The sequence below is a fragment of the Pseudomonas sp. FG86 genome, assembly GCF_057808775.1.
The window spans coordinates 1-16,058 of sequence record NZ_JBMDIS010000059.1 but is presented as its reverse complement, the minus strand read 5'-3'; the positions used below and the strand labels follow the sequence as shown (position 1 = coordinate 16,058).

14 protein-coding genes and 1 pseudogene are annotated in these 16,058 nt (G+C 63.0%); 10 read left to right on the top strand and 5 right to left on the bottom strand.

Annotation, left to right across the window (positions count from 1 at the left end; genetic code table 11):
• Positions 1-42 precede the first annotated feature (42 nt).
• The 4 genes and pseudogenes from ACODSV_RS26575 to ACODSV_RS26560 form a co-directional block, all read right to left on the bottom strand.
• Positions 43-150 (bottom strand): annotated as a pseudogene (locus tag ACODSV_RS26575) (MipA/OmpV family protein); the annotation flags it as partial.
• Between the two features lie 69 nt (positions 151-219).
• Complete coding sequence (locus tag ACODSV_RS26570; protein ID WP_150055300.1) at positions 220-2,043, bottom strand: serine hydrolase domain-containing protein; 1,824 nt, start codon at positions 2,041-2,043, stop codon at positions 220-222.
• Between the two features lie 94 nt (positions 2,044-2,137).
• Positions 2,138-2,626 (bottom strand): GFA family protein, encoded by a 489-nt coding sequence (locus ACODSV_RS26565; protein WP_150055301.1) that lies wholly within the window; start codon positions 2,624-2,626, stop codon positions 2,138-2,140.
• Positions 2,627-2,659: 33 nt separating this feature from the next.
• Entirely contained in the window at positions 2,660-3,550 is an 891-nt protein-coding gene (locus ACODSV_RS26560) for a LysR family transcriptional regulator (protein ID WP_024075882.1), read from the bottom strand.
• Between the two features lie 182 nt (positions 3,551-3,732).
• On the opposite strand from ACODSV_RS26560, the gene ACODSV_RS26555 reads away from it, so the two are divergent.
• The 8 genes from ACODSV_RS26555 to dctM all read left to right on the top strand — a co-directional run bounded on the left by ACODSV_RS26555 (position 3,733) and on the right by dctM (position 12,450).
• Positions 3,733-4,551 carry an HTD2 family dehydratase gene (locus tag ACODSV_RS26555; RefSeq protein ID WP_150055302.1) on the top strand — a complete coding sequence of 273 codons (819 nt, stop codon included), beginning with the start codon at positions 3,733-3,735 and terminating at the stop codon, positions 4,549-4,551.
• Positions 4,552-4,580: 29 nt separating this feature from the next.
• Positions 4,581-5,744 carry an acyl-CoA dehydrogenase family protein gene (locus ACODSV_RS26550; RefSeq protein ID WP_069076298.1) on the top strand — a complete coding sequence of 388 codons (1,164 nt, stop codon included), beginning with the start codon at positions 4,581-4,583 and terminating at the stop codon, positions 5,742-5,744.
• 10 nt (positions 5,745-5,754) lie between these two features.
• A complete protein-coding gene (locus tag ACODSV_RS26545; protein ID WP_150055505.1) occupies positions 5,755-7,104 on the top strand; it encodes an MmgE/PrpD family protein in 1,350 nt (449 codons plus the stop codon).
• A gap of 9 nt (positions 7,105-7,113) precedes the next feature.
• The gene (locus ACODSV_RS26540; protein ID WP_150055504.1) at positions 7,114-8,310 is read left to right on the top strand and encodes a CaiB/BaiF CoA transferase family protein; all 1,197 of its coding nucleotides are present in this window, start codon (positions 7,114-7,116) and stop codon (positions 8,308-8,310) included.
• Positions 8,311-8,323: 13 nt separating this feature from the next.
• Complete coding sequence (locus tag ACODSV_RS26535) at positions 8,324-9,136, top strand: HpcH/HpaI aldolase/citrate lyase family protein (protein WP_024075877.1); 813 nt, start codon at positions 8,324-8,326, stop codon at positions 9,134-9,136.
• 238 nt (positions 9,137-9,374) lie between these two features.
• Entirely contained in the window at positions 9,375-10,358 is a 984-nt protein-coding gene (locus ACODSV_RS26530) for a TRAP transporter substrate-binding protein (protein ID WP_069076295.1), read from the top strand.
• 179 nt (positions 10,359-10,537) lie between these two features.
• Positions 10,538-11,170, top strand: a complete 633-nt coding sequence (locus ACODSV_RS26525) for a TRAP transporter small permease (protein ID WP_024075875.1) — start codon at positions 10,538-10,540, stop codon at positions 11,168-11,170.
• A complete protein-coding gene (dctM, locus tag ACODSV_RS26520; protein ID WP_150056502.1) occupies positions 11,170-12,450 on the top strand; it encodes a C4-dicarboxylate TRAP transporter large permease protein DctM in 1,281 nt (426 codons plus the stop codon). The genes ACODSV_RS26525 and dctM overlap by 1 nt, the downstream gene beginning before the upstream one ends.
• Before the next feature lie 181 nt (positions 12,451-12,631).
• On the opposite strand, the gene ampC is transcribed toward dctM, so the two are convergent.
• Complete coding sequence (ampC, locus tag ACODSV_RS26515) at positions 12,632-13,786, bottom strand: class C beta-lactamase (RefSeq protein WP_150055636.1); 1,155 nt, start codon at positions 13,784-13,786, stop codon at positions 12,632-12,634.
• A 127-nt stretch (positions 13,787-13,913) separates the two neighbouring features.
• On the opposite strand from ampC, the gene ACODSV_RS26510 reads away from it, so the two are divergent.
• The gene (locus ACODSV_RS26510) at positions 13,914-14,792 is read left to right on the top strand and encodes a LysR family transcriptional regulator (protein WP_150055637.1); all 879 of its coding nucleotides are present in this window, start codon (positions 13,914-13,916) and stop codon (positions 14,790-14,792) included.
• A 74-nt stretch (positions 14,793-14,866) separates the two neighbouring features.
• The gene (locus ACODSV_RS26505) at positions 14,867-16,051 is read left to right on the top strand and encodes a DUF2252 family protein (RefSeq protein WP_069076292.1); all 1,185 of its coding nucleotides are present in this window, start codon (positions 14,867-14,869) and stop codon (positions 16,049-16,051) included.
• Positions 16,052-16,058 lie beyond the last annotated feature (7 nt).

Below are 16,058 nucleotides of genomic sequence, written 5' to 3'. Positions count from 1 at the left end.
TTCCCGTACTGCCCCTGCCACAATTTTAATCGACTGATCAACTCAAAAGCTGTATTCCAGTACCCCCATCACCGACGTCTGTAACCGCTGTTCCACAATCGGGCTCTTGCCTGCCTCATTCGCCAGGTATTGCACATCCAGCAAGGTCGAGGGTGGGTGACCAGGCTTAACTCCAGGTGGGTATAGGCGTTTTCGAGCGCATACAGGGTCTATCCAGGGTTAAAAGATCAGCGGTTTGTGCGGCGATTGCGTGCGTTTGAAGGCGTAGCCCGAAGCGCTGAGGCCGTTGACCTGGCGGCTGACGGTGTCGCCCAGGCCATAGCCGTTGCCGGCCAATACGGCATGGGCGTTGTCCACGGGCAGCAGGATGTAATCGGTCAGCGGCTCGTCGTGCAGTTGCCCGCGGATTACCAGGAAGCCGTCCTCCAGGCGCACGCTGACGCCGCTCAGCGGCGCGTCAGGCTCATGGGTGTTGAGTACCTGGTAGGTGCCGATGGTGTCGGCCCAGGCCAGGGGCAGGGTTGGCGGGTCGATGCGCTCACCCAGGGCAATGCGCTGGCCGTGGCTGCGCGCAGTCAGCATTTGCCGGCCCTGTACGGTGACGACGTCGAGTTGCACACGCCCCAGTTCGCCGAGATCCTCGAGCCAGAAACCGAGGAACTTTTTCTGCGCGCGCAGCCAGCCGTCCTCATCGCGCAGCAAGTCAAAGGTATACCCCGACAGCTCACCGGACAGGCGCGAGTGCTCGTCCCGGATGCGGAACACGCCCCAGGCCGTGGCGTAAAACCCAGCCAGGCGCTTGCGGTCGACGGCTGCCGGCACCTGGCGCAACTTGAGCCCATGGGTGGGGGCCGCGCAGTTATCGGCGCACACAGGGCGGCCTGTCTGCGCCTGGAGCATCAGGCGCAGGGCGTCGTTGGACAGCGCGACCACCATGTCTTCGGCGTTGCTGTCGTTGGCCATGATGATGACCGCCAGTTGCGGGTCCGGCAGCAGGGTCAATTGCGCGGCAAAATCGTCGCCACCGCCACTGTGCTGGTAGGTGCGTACACCGGGGGCGACCGGCTCGTCGCCACAGGGGGCGAGAAACCACCCGAGGCCGATCTGGCAGTCGAAGTCCAGGGCGTTCCCGGTGTTTTGCTGGGTGAACATCTGTTCGATGGAGGCACTGCCCACTACGCGATGGTCCCGGTAGATACCCTGGGCAAACAGCATCTGCACGTAGTGGCTCAGGTCCTTGGGGCTGGTCCATAAACCGGCGGCGGCGAGGTCACGCACCTGGGCGTCAGTGCTGGCGCTGCCGTCCTGATAACCCAGGGCGCGGTAGCCCAGTTGGGTGCCGGTGCCGACAAAACTCGACTGGCTCATTCGCAACGGCTTGAGCAGGCTGGTTTGCAGCTGGGTTTCGAAGTCCTTGCCGGTGCTGCGCTCAACCGCAGCGCCGACCAGCGCATAACCGAGATTGGAATAGGCCACCTGGGATCCTGGCGGGCTGCTCAGCCACACCCCCGAGACACGCATTGGCATCTGGCTCATGGCGAAGGAACTGCGCAGGTCTCGCAGGTGCTCGCTGGGTAAGCCCGATTGATGACTGAGCAGGCGGCGCAGGGTGATATCGCGGTCGGCGGCGGCCTGGTCGCTATGAAAGCGCGAGCGCACATAGAACTCGCGCAGGGTGTGCTGGATCGGTGCATCAAGCTCCAGCCGTTGCTGTTCTACCAATTGCAGGGCCGCGGTGGCGGTGAGCAATTTGGAAATGGCCCCTGCGCGAAATGCCGTGTTGGGGGTTACCGGCACGCCACGGGCTTTGTCCGCCAGGCCGAAGCCATGGGCCCAGATCAGTTCCTGGCCATTGACCAGCGCGATGGACAGCCCCGGCACATTTTCCCGGGCCATTTCCCGTGGAATGCGCGCTTGCAGATAACGGATGATCGCACTGTAGTCACCCTTGGCAATCGGCGGCGGGGCAGAGGGTTGGCCATGGCAACCGATACTGCCCAACAGGCAACCCAGCAACGGAATACCGCGCAATGTGCGAAACATGAAGAGCACCCGGATGGTTGTTTGGATGCTCGAATGCTAGGGGAGGGCCGTCCAACAATCTTTGCAAGCTTTGTCGGGAAACTGTCAAAGATTGTTAACGAGTCAACCCCAGTCGCTCATGCCACTGTGCAATCGATTCCTCGGGGTATTCATCAAATTGCAGGTCGCCCTTGCGCACGCTGACTTCAACCCACGGCGCCTTCGAGCCCAGCATCAGGTGCGTATGCTCCGGCGGCACCGGCAACGGCGTGTCGATGGCCGAGGCAAACGGGTGGATCAGCTCCGGCCACTCCGGGCTGAACAGCCATAGCGCACTGCCGCACTGCGAGCAGAAATGCCGTTCGGCGGTGCTGGCATGGGCCCGGCTGGCACCTTCTGGCTTGAGCTGGGCATGGTAGATCGAGATCAGTTTGCGCCCGCGCACTTTCAGGCTGCTGGCATCGCCCGCGAGGTTGATGGCGTAGCCACCACCCCCTTGGGTCTTGCGGCAGATCGAGCAGTAGCAACGCTGGTACGGGTAAGGGTGGGCACTGCTCAGGCTGAACGTGACGGCGCCGCAGTGGCAGGATCCTTCAAGTTGCATAAGGTGTCTCCTCTGGCTGGGTGACTGTTCAGCTTAGGCGCTCTTCGGCATCAGGGTTGCGATCAGGGCGCGGATCGTGCCCGGCAATGCCTCCAGCTCCCGCACCAGAATGCTGCGCTCACGAATCGCCCAGGGTTCATCCAGCTTCACCGCCACCAGTTGCATGGTACGGCTGTGCCGGACGGCGGCGGACTCCGGGATGATGCCAATGCCCACGCCGGCCTCGACCATCCGGCAGATCGCCTCGAAGCTCGAGACCTGGATGCGCAGCGACAAGTGCTTGCCGATCCGCTCCACGTGCTCGCGCAGGAAGCTGAGCAAGGTGCTGCCTTCGTGCAGGCCGATATGCTGGTAGGCCAGGGTCTGTTCCAGGGTGACCGAGGGTTGCCCGGCCAAGGGGTGGCCCACCGGCACCATCAAGACCAGCTCATCGGTGCTGAAATGCAGCACCTGCAAGCCTGCCGCTTCTACCGGGCCGGCGATGATTCCCATGTCACTGGTGCCATCGAGCACGCCACGCACGATATCCCGCGACAAGCGTTCCTGTAGATCGACGGTGACGCCGGGGCGCTGTGACAGGAAACCGGCCAGCACCTCGGGCAGGAATTCGGTCACCGCCGTGGTGTTGGCAAAGATGCGGATATGCCCGGCGGAATCCACGCCATATTGGGTGAACTCACTTTTCAGGTAGTCCACCTGGCGCATGATCAGCCGGGCGTGGTGCAGCAGGCGTTCGCCCGCCGGGGTGATTTCCACGCCACGGCTGTCACGGTACAGCAGGCGGGTATCGAGTTGACCTTCCAGGGCCTTGATCCGCGCACTCGCGGCGGCAGGCGAGAGGAATGCGCGCTTGGCGCCCTGGGTCAGGCTGGGGGATTCGGCGATATGGATGAACAGGCGCAGGTCGGCGAGATCGAAGTGCATGCAAAACTCCAGGTGTACGACCACCTGTGGCGGGGGCTTGCTGCCTCGCCACAAGAGGGGACAGATCGGACGATTGGCGTTCAGCATAGCCGAACGCTGGTTTATTGAAATGCAAATTCTCAGAACGGCCAGGCGCTTGCATGATCCGGGGCAGACACTCACTGCCCGAGGACCTGTACCTGATGAGCGCCATTGATTGGATCGGCCGAAGCGAAACCGCCCACGACCACCTGAGCTATAACCTGCTCAAACGCATTGCCGCCACCCTTGGCGAAGCCGTCCCCGAGCAGGGCCAGGATCTGCCGCCGCTGTGGCAGTGGTGTTTCTTCCAGGACCCGCTGCCCGAGTCGGCCCTGGGCACCGACGGCCACCCGGTCCGTGGCGGCTTCCTGCCGCCGGCGGATAAGCGCAATCGCATGTGGGCCGGTGGGCGGATCGAATTCCTGCACCCACTGCGTGCCGGCGAGGCGGCCACCCGGGTGTCAACCATCACCCAGGTCGAGGAAAAAACCGGCCGCAGCGGTTCACTGTTGTTTGTCACGGTGCGTCACGACTATTCCCAGGACGGCCGCCTGGCGATCCGCGAAGAACAGGACATCGTCTACCGCGAGCCCACGCCACCCAAGCAGGGCAGCGGCGAGGCCCTGGCCCAAGGCGAATGGCACGAAACGATCGCCCCCACGCCGACCCTGCTGTTTCGCTACAGCGCCGTGACCTTCAACGGCCACCGCATCCACTACGACTACCCCTATGTCACCGGCACCGAAGGCTACGCCGGGCTGGTGGTACATGGCCCGCTGATCGCGACCTTGAGCCTGCGCGCGTTTTGCCGCGCCCACCCTGAAGCCACCTTGCGTCGTTTCAGCTATCGCGGGGTGCGCCCACTGATCGCGCCTCAGCCGTTCGAGGTGGGCGGGCACGTCACGCAGCCAGGCGTTGCCGCGCTGTGGGCCGGTAACGCGGACGGCCTGGCCCAGCAAGCCGAAGTGCATTTCGAATAATCCAAGAACAACAGGCGGAGAGCCGTTAGATGAACCCGAACGACAACGAAGCACTCAATGCCATCCGCGAAGGGGTGCGTGCCTTGTGCGCCGAATTCGATGCCGCTTATTGGCGCCGGATCGACGAGGAAAAAGGCTTCCCCGAAGCCTTCGTCAAGGCCCTGACCGATGCCGGCTGGCTGTCGGCGATGATCCCGGAAGAGTATGGCGGCTCGGGCCTGGGCCTGGCCGAGGCCTCGGTGATCCTTGAAGAGGTCAACCGCTGTGGCGGCAACTCCGGCACCGTGCATGGCCAGATGTACAACATGTTCACCCTGTTGCGTCACGGCAGCGCGGCGCAGAAAAGCTTCTACCTGCCCAAGCTGGCCAGCGGCGAATTACGCCTGCAATCGATGGGCGTCACCGAGCCCACCACCGGTACCGATACCACCAAGATCAAGACCACTGCGATCAAGCGCGGCGACAAGTATGTGATCAACGGCCAGAAGGTGTGGATCTCACGGGTGCAGCATTCCGACTTGATGATCCTGCTGGCGCGCACCACGCCGTTGGCCGAGGTGAAGAAAAAGTCCGAGGGCATGTCGATCTTCCTGGTCGACCTGCGCGAAGCCATCGGCAACGGCCTGACCGTGCAACCCATCGCCAACATGGTCAACCACGAAACCAACGAGCTGTTCTTCGACAACCTGGAACTGCCCCTGGACAGCCTGATTGGCGAGGAAGGCAAGGGTTTCAAATACATCCTCGATGGCCTGAATGCCGAACGCACGCTGATCGCCGCCGAGTGCATCGGTGACGGCCGCTGGTTCATCGAAAAAGCCAGTGCCTACGCTCGCGACCGCGTGGTGTTTGGCCGGCCCATCGGGCAGAACCAGGGCGTGCAGTTCCCGATTGCCGAAGCGCACATTGAAATCGAAGCGGCGGACCTGATGCGCTGGCGTGCCTGCGACGAATACGACCGCGGCGCCAATGCCGGGGCCAGCGCGAACATGGCCAAGTACCTGGCGGCCAAGGCGTCCTGGGAAGCGGCCAATGCCTGCCTGCAAACCCACGGTGGCTTCGGCTTTGCCTGCGAATACGACGTGGAACGCAAATTCCGCGAGACCCGCCTGTACCAGGTGGCACCGATCTCCACCAACCTGATCCTGTCCTACGTGGCCGAGCATTTGCTCGAACTGCCACGCAGCTTCTGAGGGCCTGAGCATGAGCCATACCCAAGCCCTGTGTCGGTTCCTGGCCGACCTGGCCTACGAGCAATTGCCCGAGCCCGTGCTGGCGCGCACCGAAGACCTGTACCTGGATTGGCTGGCCTCCGCGTTGGCCAGCCAGGGCGCGCACCCGATCCCGTTGTTTGAACGCTATGCGCAGAAGATGGGGCCCAGCAGCGGCCCGGCGCAGGTGATCGTCACTGGCGGCAGCAGCAGCGCGTATTTTGCCGCGCTGGTCAATGGCGCCTCGTCCCATCTGGTGGAGCAGGATGACCTGCACAACAGCTCGGTGCTGCACCCGGCGACCGTGGTGTTTCCGGCGGCCTTGGCGGCCGCGCAAGACCTGGGAAAATCCGGCCGCGACCTGCTGCTGGCCTCGGTGGCGGGTTATGAAGCCGGGATCCGCATCGGCGAATTCATGGGCCGCTCCCACTACCGCATCTTCCACACCACGGCCACGGTGGGCACCCTGGCGGCGGCGGTGGCGGTAGGCAAGTTGCTGGATTTCAACCAGGAACAGTTCATCAATCTGCTCGGCAGCGCCGGCACCCAGGCCGCCGGGCTGTGGGAGTTCCTGCGCGATGCCGCCGACTCCAAGCAACTGCACACGGCCAAGGCGGCCGCCGACGGTTTGCTCGCCGCGTACCTGACGGCGGATGGCCTGACCGGTGCGCGCAATATCCTCGAAGGCGACCAGGGCTTGGCGGCGGGCATGTCCACGGATGCCGAGCCGAGCAAGTTGTCCGCCGAGCTTGGCAGTCGGTGGGCGTTGCTGGAAACCTCGTTCAAGTTTCACGCCTCGTGCCGCCATACCCATCCTGCCGCCGATGCGCTGTTGGAGGTGATGCAGCGTGAAGGCCTGGGCGCCGCCGATATCGCGCATGTGGAAACCCGCGTGCACCAAGGCGCCATCGATGTGCTCGGGCGCGTGACGGTGCCCACCAGCGTGCACCAGGCCAAGTTCTCCATGGGCACCGTGCTCGGCTTGATCGCTGTGCATGGCAAGGCCGGCTTGACCGAGTTCCACCAGTGGGCACTGAGCGATCCTGCTGTTTCGGCCTTTCGCGACAACGTCAGTATGGCCCTCGACGCCGAAGTCGACGGCGCCTACCCGCAGCGCTGGCTGGGCCGGGTCATCGTCAGCACCGTTGATGGCCGCTCGCTGCACGGCGCCATCGACGAGCCCAAGGGCGACCCCGGCAACACCCTGAGCCGTGCGGAGCTGGCGGATAAATTCCAGCGCCTGACCCAGTTCAGCGGCGCGCGCTCACCGGCCCAGGCCCACGCATTGATCGACAAGGTCTGGAACCTGCGCAACGCCGCATCCATGGCCCATTGGCTTTAAGGAACCGTCATGACTGCTAATCAACGACCGCTGGACGGCATTACCGTTGTCAGCCTGGAGCACGCGATTGCCGCGCCATTCTGCACCCGTCAACTGGCCGACCTCGGCGCCCGCGTGATCAAGGTCGAACGCCCCGGTGCCGGTGATTTCGCCCGTGGCTACGACGAGCGTGTACGTGGCCTGGCCTCGCATTTCGTGTGGACCAACCGCTCCAAGGAAAGCCTGACCCTGGACCTCAAACACGACGAGGCGGGCGACATTCTGCAAAGCCTGCTGGCTGACGCCGATGTGCTGGTGCAGAACCTCGCACCCGGCGCGGCGGCGCGCATGGGGTTGTCGTTCGAGGCGCTGCATGCGCGTTTCCCGAGCCTGATCGTCTGCGATATTTCCGGCTATGGCGAAGGCGGGCCCTACGAGAAAAAGAAAGCCTACGACCTGCTGATCCAGAGCGAGGGCGGCTTCCTGTCGGTGACCGGCGGCCCGGGTGACGACCAGATGGCCAAGGCCGGTTGCTCCATTGCCGACATCGCCGCTGGCATGTACGCCTACAGCGGCATCCTTTCGGCGTTGCTATTGCGTGGCAAGACCGGGCAGGGCAGCCGCATCGACGTGAGCATGCTTGAAAGCCTGGTGGAGTGGATGGGCTACCCGATGTACTACGCCTTTGACGGTGCGCCGCCGCCACCGCGTGCCGGTGCGGCGCATTCGACGATCTACCCGTATGGGCCGTTCCCCACCGGCGACGGCGGCACGGTGATGCTCGGCTTGCAAAACGAGCGCGAATGGGCGGCGTTCTGCGACAAGGTTTTGCTTACCCCGGAACTGGCGACGGATGAGCGCTTCAGCGCCAACTTCAAGCGTTCGGCCAACCGTGAGGTGTTGCGTCAGATCATCGTCGACCGTTTTGCGCAATTGGACGCCGAAGCGCTGATCCAGCGCCTGGAGGCCGCGCAGATCGCCAGCGCCCGCGTCAACGATATGCAGGGCGTGTGGGATCACCCGCAGCTCAAGGCGCGTGACCGCTGGCGTGAAGTCGACAGCCCGGCGGGGCCTTTGCCCTCGCTGCTGCCACCGGCACGCAACGCCGCCTTTACCCCACGAATGGACGCCGTACCCGCACTGGGGCAGCACAGCCAGGGCATTCTCGACCAGCTCGGGTATTCGGGCGATGCCATCGACAACCTGCGCGCGCGCGGTGTTATCTAACAAGGAAGCCATGATGCCCAAGTCTCTAGCTCGTTCGGCCCTGTTTGTGCCCGGCAGCCGCCCGGAGCGGTTTTCCAAAGCGTTGGCCAGTGGTGCCGACGCGGTGATTGTGGATTTTGAAGACGCGGTGGAAGAACCGCTCAAGCGTCAGGCGCGGGATAACCTTGGGGTGTTTTTGCAGGCACATCCAGAGGCCCAGGTGTGGGTACGTATCAACGCGCCCGAGCACGCCGAGCACGTTGCCGATGTGGCGTTTTGCAAGGCCCATGCAAACGTTGCCGGCGTGCTGCTGCCGAAGGTGGAAAGCGCGGCCCAGGTGGCGGTGGTAGCCGCCACGGGCAAAGGGATCTGGCCGATTATCGAAAGTGCCAAGGGCCTGCTGGCCGTGGCCGAGATCGCCCATGCGCCGCAGGTGCAGCGCTTGTCATTCGGTGGCCTGGACCTGGCGCTGGACCTCAACCTGAGCAGCCATACCCCGGCCGCGCAGTTCGCCCTCGACCAGGCCCGCCTGGCGCTGATCGTGCACTCCCGCGCCGCGGGCCTGGTCGCGCCGCTGGACGGTGTCCACCCGGCCATCGACGACCCCGAGGGCCTGCGCCGCTCGATCCGGCACGCCTATGAAATGGGCTTTGCCGGGGCCTTGTGTATCCACCCCAGGCAGGTGGCGGTGATCCATGCCGCCATGGCGCCGAGCGCCGAAGACCTGGCCTGGGCGCAACGGGTGGTGGATGCCGGGGCCCATGGGGCGGGGGCTTACCAGATTGATGGGCAGATGGTGGATGCGCCTGTGCTGTTGCGTGCGCAACGGTTGCTTGCACAGTTATAGCTAACGAAACCGAATCAAATGTGGGAGGGGGCTTGCCCCCGATGGCGTTGGGTCAGAGACAAGTGTGCAAGCTGACACACCGCCATCGGGGGCAAGCCCCCTCCCACAGGGGTTCTTCATTTTTTCTTGGGATTGGTGTTCGGCCTGGCCGAACGCAGGTATCAAAAAATCGAAATTCACTACACGCGTCATATCAGGCACCTTGCCCTACAACACAACAATAAGAAGGTGATTTTCCATGCTCAAGCTTTCTCGGGCGCTGTTCTGCGCCGCCACCTTGTTTGCCGCGGGCCTGGCCCAGGCGGCCGACCCGATCGTGATCAAGTTCGCCCACGTGGTCGCTGAAAACACCCCCAAGGGCCAGGGCGCTTTGCTGTTCAAGAAGCTCGCCGAAGAACGCTTGCCGGGCAAGGTCAAGGTCGAGGTGTACCCCAACTCGTCGCTGTTCGGTGACGGCAAGGAAATGGAAGCGCTGCTGCTGGGCGACGTGCAGATGCTGGCGCCGTCCCTGGCCAAGTTCGAGCAATACACCAAGCAAGTGCAGATCTATGACCTGCCGTTCCTGTTCAACGACCTGGCCGCCGTCGACCGCTTCCAGGCCGCCCAGGGCAAGCAACTGCTGACCTCGATGCAGGACAAGAACATCCTCGGCCTGGCCTATTGGCACAACGGCCTCAAGCAGCTTTCGGCCAACAAGGCCCTGCATGAACCCAAGGATGCCCGTGGCCTGAAGTTCCGCGTGCAGGCTTCCAGCGTGCTGGAAGAGCAGTTCAAGGCGATCCGCGCCAACCCGCGCAAGATGAGCTTTGCCGAGGTGTACCAGGGCTTGCAGACTGGCACCGTCAACGGTACCGAGAACACCTGGTCCAACTATGAAAGCCAGAAGGTCAACGAAGTGCAGAAGTACTTCACCGAGTCCAACCATGGCTTGATCGACTACATGGTCATCACCAACGCCAAGTTCTGGAACGGCCTGCCACCGGATATTCGCAGCACCCTGGAGCAGATCATGGTCGAGGTCACTGTCGAGGTGAACAAACAGGCCGAAGCGCTGAACCAGTCGGCCAAGCAGAAGATCATCGACGCCAAGACCAGCGAAATCATCGAGCTGACCCCCGCGCAACGCCAGCTGTGGCGCGAAGCCATGCGCCCGGTGTGGCAGAAGTTCGAAGGGGAGATCGGGGCTGATCTGATCAAGGCGGCGGATGCCTCCAACCAGTAATGCCAGGGCGTACCGAGATCCCCTGTGGGAGGGGGCTTGCCCCCGATAGCGGTGTGACGGTTACCTTATCTATATCTGACCCACCGTCATCGGGGACAAGTCGAATCCTCGCACCGCCCCTCCCACATTTCGATCCGGTTTCCACCCTGACATCTCATTTGTTTTCGCGAGGTTTTGCCATGCAAACGCTAAGGCGCGTCTGGGAGCACCTGGAGGAAGGCGTTATTGCCTTCCTGTTGGCCGCCATGACCCTGGTGACATTCGTCTACGTCATGCTCAACAACATCTACACGCTGTTCTTTGCCCTGGCCGACAAGTGGGCCTTCAGCAGCGACTTCTTCGGTGCCCTGGGCGACGCCACCATGACCTGGGCCCAGGACATGACCTGGAGCGTGGCGCTGACCAAGGCTATGTTCGGCTGGCTGATCTTTTTCGGTATTTCCTACGGCGTGCGCACCGCTGGCCATCTCGGCGTGGATGCGCTGGTCAAGCTGACCCCGCGCCCGGTGCAGCGCGTGCTCGGCATGCTCGCGTGCCTCTGCTGCCTGGCCTACGCCGGGCTGTTCATGGTCGCCAGCTACAAGTGGGTCAGCGCGGTAATGACGGCGCATATCGGCGCCGAAGACCTCGACCAGTTCGGCATCGACGTGGGTGACATCGTGGTCATCGTGCCCATCGGTTTTGCCCTGGTGTTTATCCGCTACCTGGAAATTTTCTACCGCATCTTTACCCGCCGTCAGGTGGGGTTGGGGCTGGCCGATGAGGCCGGTGAGGCCAGTAAGTTGGCCGGCAGCCATGAGGAGCGTCACTGATGGCCGTGCTCTGTCTGTTCCTGCTGCTGTTCGTGTTCATGTTCCTGGGCGTGCCGATTGCCATTGCGCTGGGGTTGTCGGGGGCGGTATCGATCCTGATGTTCAGCCCGGACTCGGTCAGCTCCCTGGCGATCAAGCTGTTCGAGACCTCCGACGCCTACACCTTCCTGGCGATTCCATTCTTCCTGTTGTCCGGTGCATTCATGACCACCGGCGGCGTGGCACAGCGGCTGATCGATTTTGCCAACGCCTGTGTCGGGCATATCCGTGGCGGCCTGGCGATTGCGGCGGTACTGGCGTGCATGCTGTTTGCGGCGCTGTCCGGCTCATCCCCGGCGACGGTGGCGGCGGTGGGTTCGATTGCCGTGGCAGGCATGGTGCGTTCGGGTTACCCGAAGGAATTCGGCGCCGGGATCATCTGCAACGCCGGCACCCTGGGCATCCTGATACCGCCGTCGATCGTGATGGTGGTGTACTCGGCGGCCACGGAAACCTCAGTGGGCAAGCTGTTCATGGCCGGGGTGATCCCCGGGCTGCTGCTGGGCCTGATGCTGATGGTCGCGATCTACATCGTCGCGCGCATCAAGAAGCTGCCGGCCCAGCCACGCGCGACCTTGCGCGAATGGCTGAGCTGCGCGCGCCGGGCTTTCTGGGGCCTGCTGTTGCTGCTGATCATCCTCGGTGGCATCTACAGCGGCATGTTCACGCCCACCGAAGCGGCGGCGGTAGCGGCGGTGTATTCGGCGTTCGTGGCGTTGTTCGTCTACAAGGACATGAAGCTGCGCGACTGCCCCAAGGTGCTGCTGGAGTCCGGGCGCCTGGCGATCATGCTGATGTTTATCATCGCCAACGCCATGCTCTTTGCCCACGTGCTGACCACCGAGCAGATCCCCCAGGAAATCACGGCGTGGGTGCTGTCCGAGGGCCTTACGCCGATTGGCTTTTTGATCATGGTCAATGTGGTGCTGCTGATCGCCGGCAGCTTCATGGAGCCTTCGGCCATCGTGCTGATCCTGGCGCCGATCTTCTTCCCGATCGCCATGAAGCTGGGCATCGACCCGATTCACCTGGGCATCGTGATGGTGGTCAACATGGAAATCGGCCTGGTGCACCCACCCGTTGGGCTGAACCTGTTCGTGACCTCAGCGGTGACCGGCTTGACGCTGGGGCAGACCATCCGCGCGGCGTTGCCGTGGCTGATGATCCTGTTGGTGTTCCTGATCATGGTCACGTACTTGCCGTTCATCTCGCTGGCCTTGCCGCACTGGCTGGGGATGTAACGCGACTCCACAGGTGATTCACTGTAGGAGCGAGATTGCTCGCGAAGAACTCAGGGCCACCACGTTTATCGAGAATGAACGCGTTGCCTGGGCGTTTTTCGCGAGCAAGCTCGCTCCTACAAAGTGCCTTAACTGACTGGCATTGGGGCTTGCCCCTCCCACATTGGTTTTGCGTCCGGCTCTATTGGTCCATCCCACTCAAGATTGCATGGGCAACTTTTACCCGTTCGGCGTTCGGGTAGTTCTTGTTCGCCAATATCACCACGCCCACGCCCTTGCTCGGCACATACGCCACATAGGCGCCAAACCCATTGGTGGAGCCGGTCTTGTTCACCAGGGTGTCGGCGCGGGGCGCTTGTGGTGGGGTCAGCCAGTTGACCTTGTGCGGCTCCATTGCCATGGGGGTGGAGTTGCCGGCAATCAACGCATCGAGCTGGATCGGGTAGGGGTACATTTCCCAGCCGAGGCCCTGGGTCATGCCGTCAACGCTGTAGTAACCCGTGTGAGTGACGGTAATCGCCTGCTGCAGGGTTTTATCCAGATTCGCCGGGTGCATGTTCACGTCAACGTACTTCAGCAAGTCCGCAGCGCTGGTCTTGATGCCGTAGGCTTCGCTGTCCATGGCGCCGGGGCCGACGCGCACAGGTTTGCCATCTTTGCCATAGCCTTGGGCGTACAGGCTCATCTGGCTCTGCGGCACCTTGACGAAGGTGTGCTTGAGCCCGAGTGCGGGCAACAGGGTTTTCTCCATCAGCTGATCGAACGGCTGCTTCAGGCTCTGCGCCGCCAGGTAGCCGAACAGCCCCAGGCTCGGGTTGGAATACAGGCGCTGGGTGCCGGGGGCGAAGTCGGGTTTCCAGTGCTGGAAGTAGCTGATCATGCCCTGGCTGTTATCCGCCTTGGCGGGGAATTGCAGGGGCAAGCCGCCAGCGGTGTAGGTGCCGAGGTTGAGCACGCTGATGTGCGCGAACGTGCCGCCGCCCAGGGCCGGCAGGTAGTGGCTGGCCGGGTCTGACAGTGTGAGTGCGCCGGTGGCGACGGCGTAACCGGCCAGGGTGGCGGTGAAGGTTTTGCTCACCGAGCCGACTTCGAACAAGGTATTTTCGCTGACCGGCTGGCGGGTGTCGGTGGCTGCGACGCCGTAGTTAAAGTATTGCGCCTTGCCGTCCTGCACCACACCCACCACCAGGCCCGGAATCGCCTGCTGCTGCATCAGCGGTTTGACGTTGGCATCCACCACCGCCTGCAGGTCGGTGGCGGCCAGGCAGTTGCCGGCGGCGATAAAGACCGCGAGGGCCGTGAAATTACGCACGCCAGACAATAAATGTTGGGGCATGATAAGGCTTCCATGAGAATGATCGATTGAATGAAGAGCCTGCGCGGGCGAGGCCAATGTAGGCAGTTCGCCGGTCACGAGCAAACGATGATATCTCGCACCAGCCATTAGAAAATCTGGGGTCAACATGCTCCGTTCCCATTTGCCCCTCAACGCCTTGCGTGCCTTCGAGGCCTCTGCCCGGCATTTGAGCTTTACCCGCGCGGCCATCGAGTTGTGCGTGACCCAGGCGGCGGTCAGCCATCAGGTGAAAAGCCTGGAGGCGCAGCTCAATGTTGCCCTGTTCAAGCGCCTGCCGCGCGGCCTGATGCTGACCCGCGAAGGCGAAACCCTGCTGCCGGTGGTACGCGAGTCGTTCGACCGCATTGCCCATACCTTGGGCCAGTTCGAAGGCGGGCACTACCGTGAGGTGCTCACGGTGGGAGCGGTCGGCACCTTTGCCGTGGGCTGGCTGTTGCCACGCCTGCCGGACTTCCAGAGCCGCTACCCGTTCATCGACCTGCGCCTGTCCACCCACAACAACCGTGTCGACGTGGCCGCCGAAGGTCTCGATTACGCGATCCGCTTCGGCGCCGGGGCCTGGCACGGCACCGACGCTTGCCAGTTGCTCGAAGCACCGCTGAGCGTACTGTGTGTGCCCACGCTTGCCGAGCAATTGCACGCGCCAGCCGACCTGCTGAAGCACACGTTGCTGCGCTCCTACCGCGCCGATGAGTGGAACCTGTGGCTCCAGGCTGCCGGGTTGCCCGCCGATACGCTGGTGCCGCGCAGTATTGTGTTCGACTCGTCGCTGGCCATGATGGAAGCGGCGCTGCAAGGCATCGGCGTGGCGCTGGCACCGGCGCTGATGTTCTCGCGGCAACTGGAGAGTGATGTGATTCGCCAGCCGTTCGACGTCGGCATCAGCACCGGCAGCTATTGGTTGACGCGCTTGCAGTCACGGGCCGAGACCTCGGCGATGCTGGCGTTCAAGGCGTGGTTGCTGGAGGAGGGTGGGCGTGTCTGAGTTTATTTTTGAAACATAATGAAACATTTGCTCGGGGCCGGCGTTCTACCGCTACACCTGCACTGAGTTAATCAATGAAAATCCCGCGTCCCTCCGCCCGTATGCCCCACCTGATCCAACTGCGAAACCTGAAGATGGCACGCTCCGCCCACGCGTATGTGCGCGGCAGTACCGTGCAATTCTACGAATGGCTGCACAGCCAGATGGGCAGGCGCCTGCCTCAAGGCCCGGCGATCTGGATCTGTGGCGACTGCCACGCCGGCAACCTGGGGCCTACCGGTGACAACAAAGGGCGCATCGATATGCATATCCGCGACCTTGACCAGGCCGTGATCGGCAACCCGGCCCACGACCTGGTGCGCCTGGCGCTGTCCCTGGCCACCGCCGCGCGCGGCTCGGACCTGCCGGGGGTGACCACCGCGCGTATGCTCGAAGAAATGATGGTGGGCTACGAACAGGCGTTCAAGGACAAGCCCGATGAGGCACCGCCGCGTCCGTCCCAGGTCAAGGCGGGAATGCGCAGCGCTGTGGAGCGCACCTGGAAAAGCCTGGCCCGCGAGCGTATCGACAACGTGCGACCGACCATCCCGTTGGGCAAGCATTTCTGGTCGCTGTCGCGGGCGGAAAAAAATGCGCTGGAAAGTGTCTGCGCGTCGGATGAAATCCATCAGTTGGTCACTTCCCTCAAGGGCCGCCCCAAGGACGCCAAGGTCGAACTGCTGGATTCGGCCTATTGGGTCAAGGGCTGCAGTTCCCTGGGCCTGTTGCGCTATGCCGTATTGCTGGGGGTGGGCGACAAGGATGATGAGGAATACTGCCTGATCGACATCAAGGAAGCCGTCGGCGCCGCTGCACCGCGCGCGGCACGGGCGAAGATGCCCAGGGATAACGGCCGCCGGGTGGTGGAGGGCGCACGCCAACTGTCGCCGGGCTTGGGTGAACGCATGGTGGCGACACGGTTTCTGGATCATGGCTTCTTCATCCGCGAACTGCTGCCCCAGGACATGAAGCTGGAACTGGATGAACTGAGTGAACTCGATGCCATGCACGCCGCCGGCTACCTGGCGCGCGTGGTCGGTATCGCCCATGCCCGGCAGATGGACCGGGCGACGCGTAAGGACTGGATGGCGGTATTGCAGCAAAACCGCTCCAGACAGCTGGATGCGCCGTCCTGGTTATGGACCAGTGTGGTGCAGTTGGTGGGTAGTCATGAGCAGGGCTATCTCAACCATTGCCGCCGGTATGCCTTGGAACACTGATCTGGAA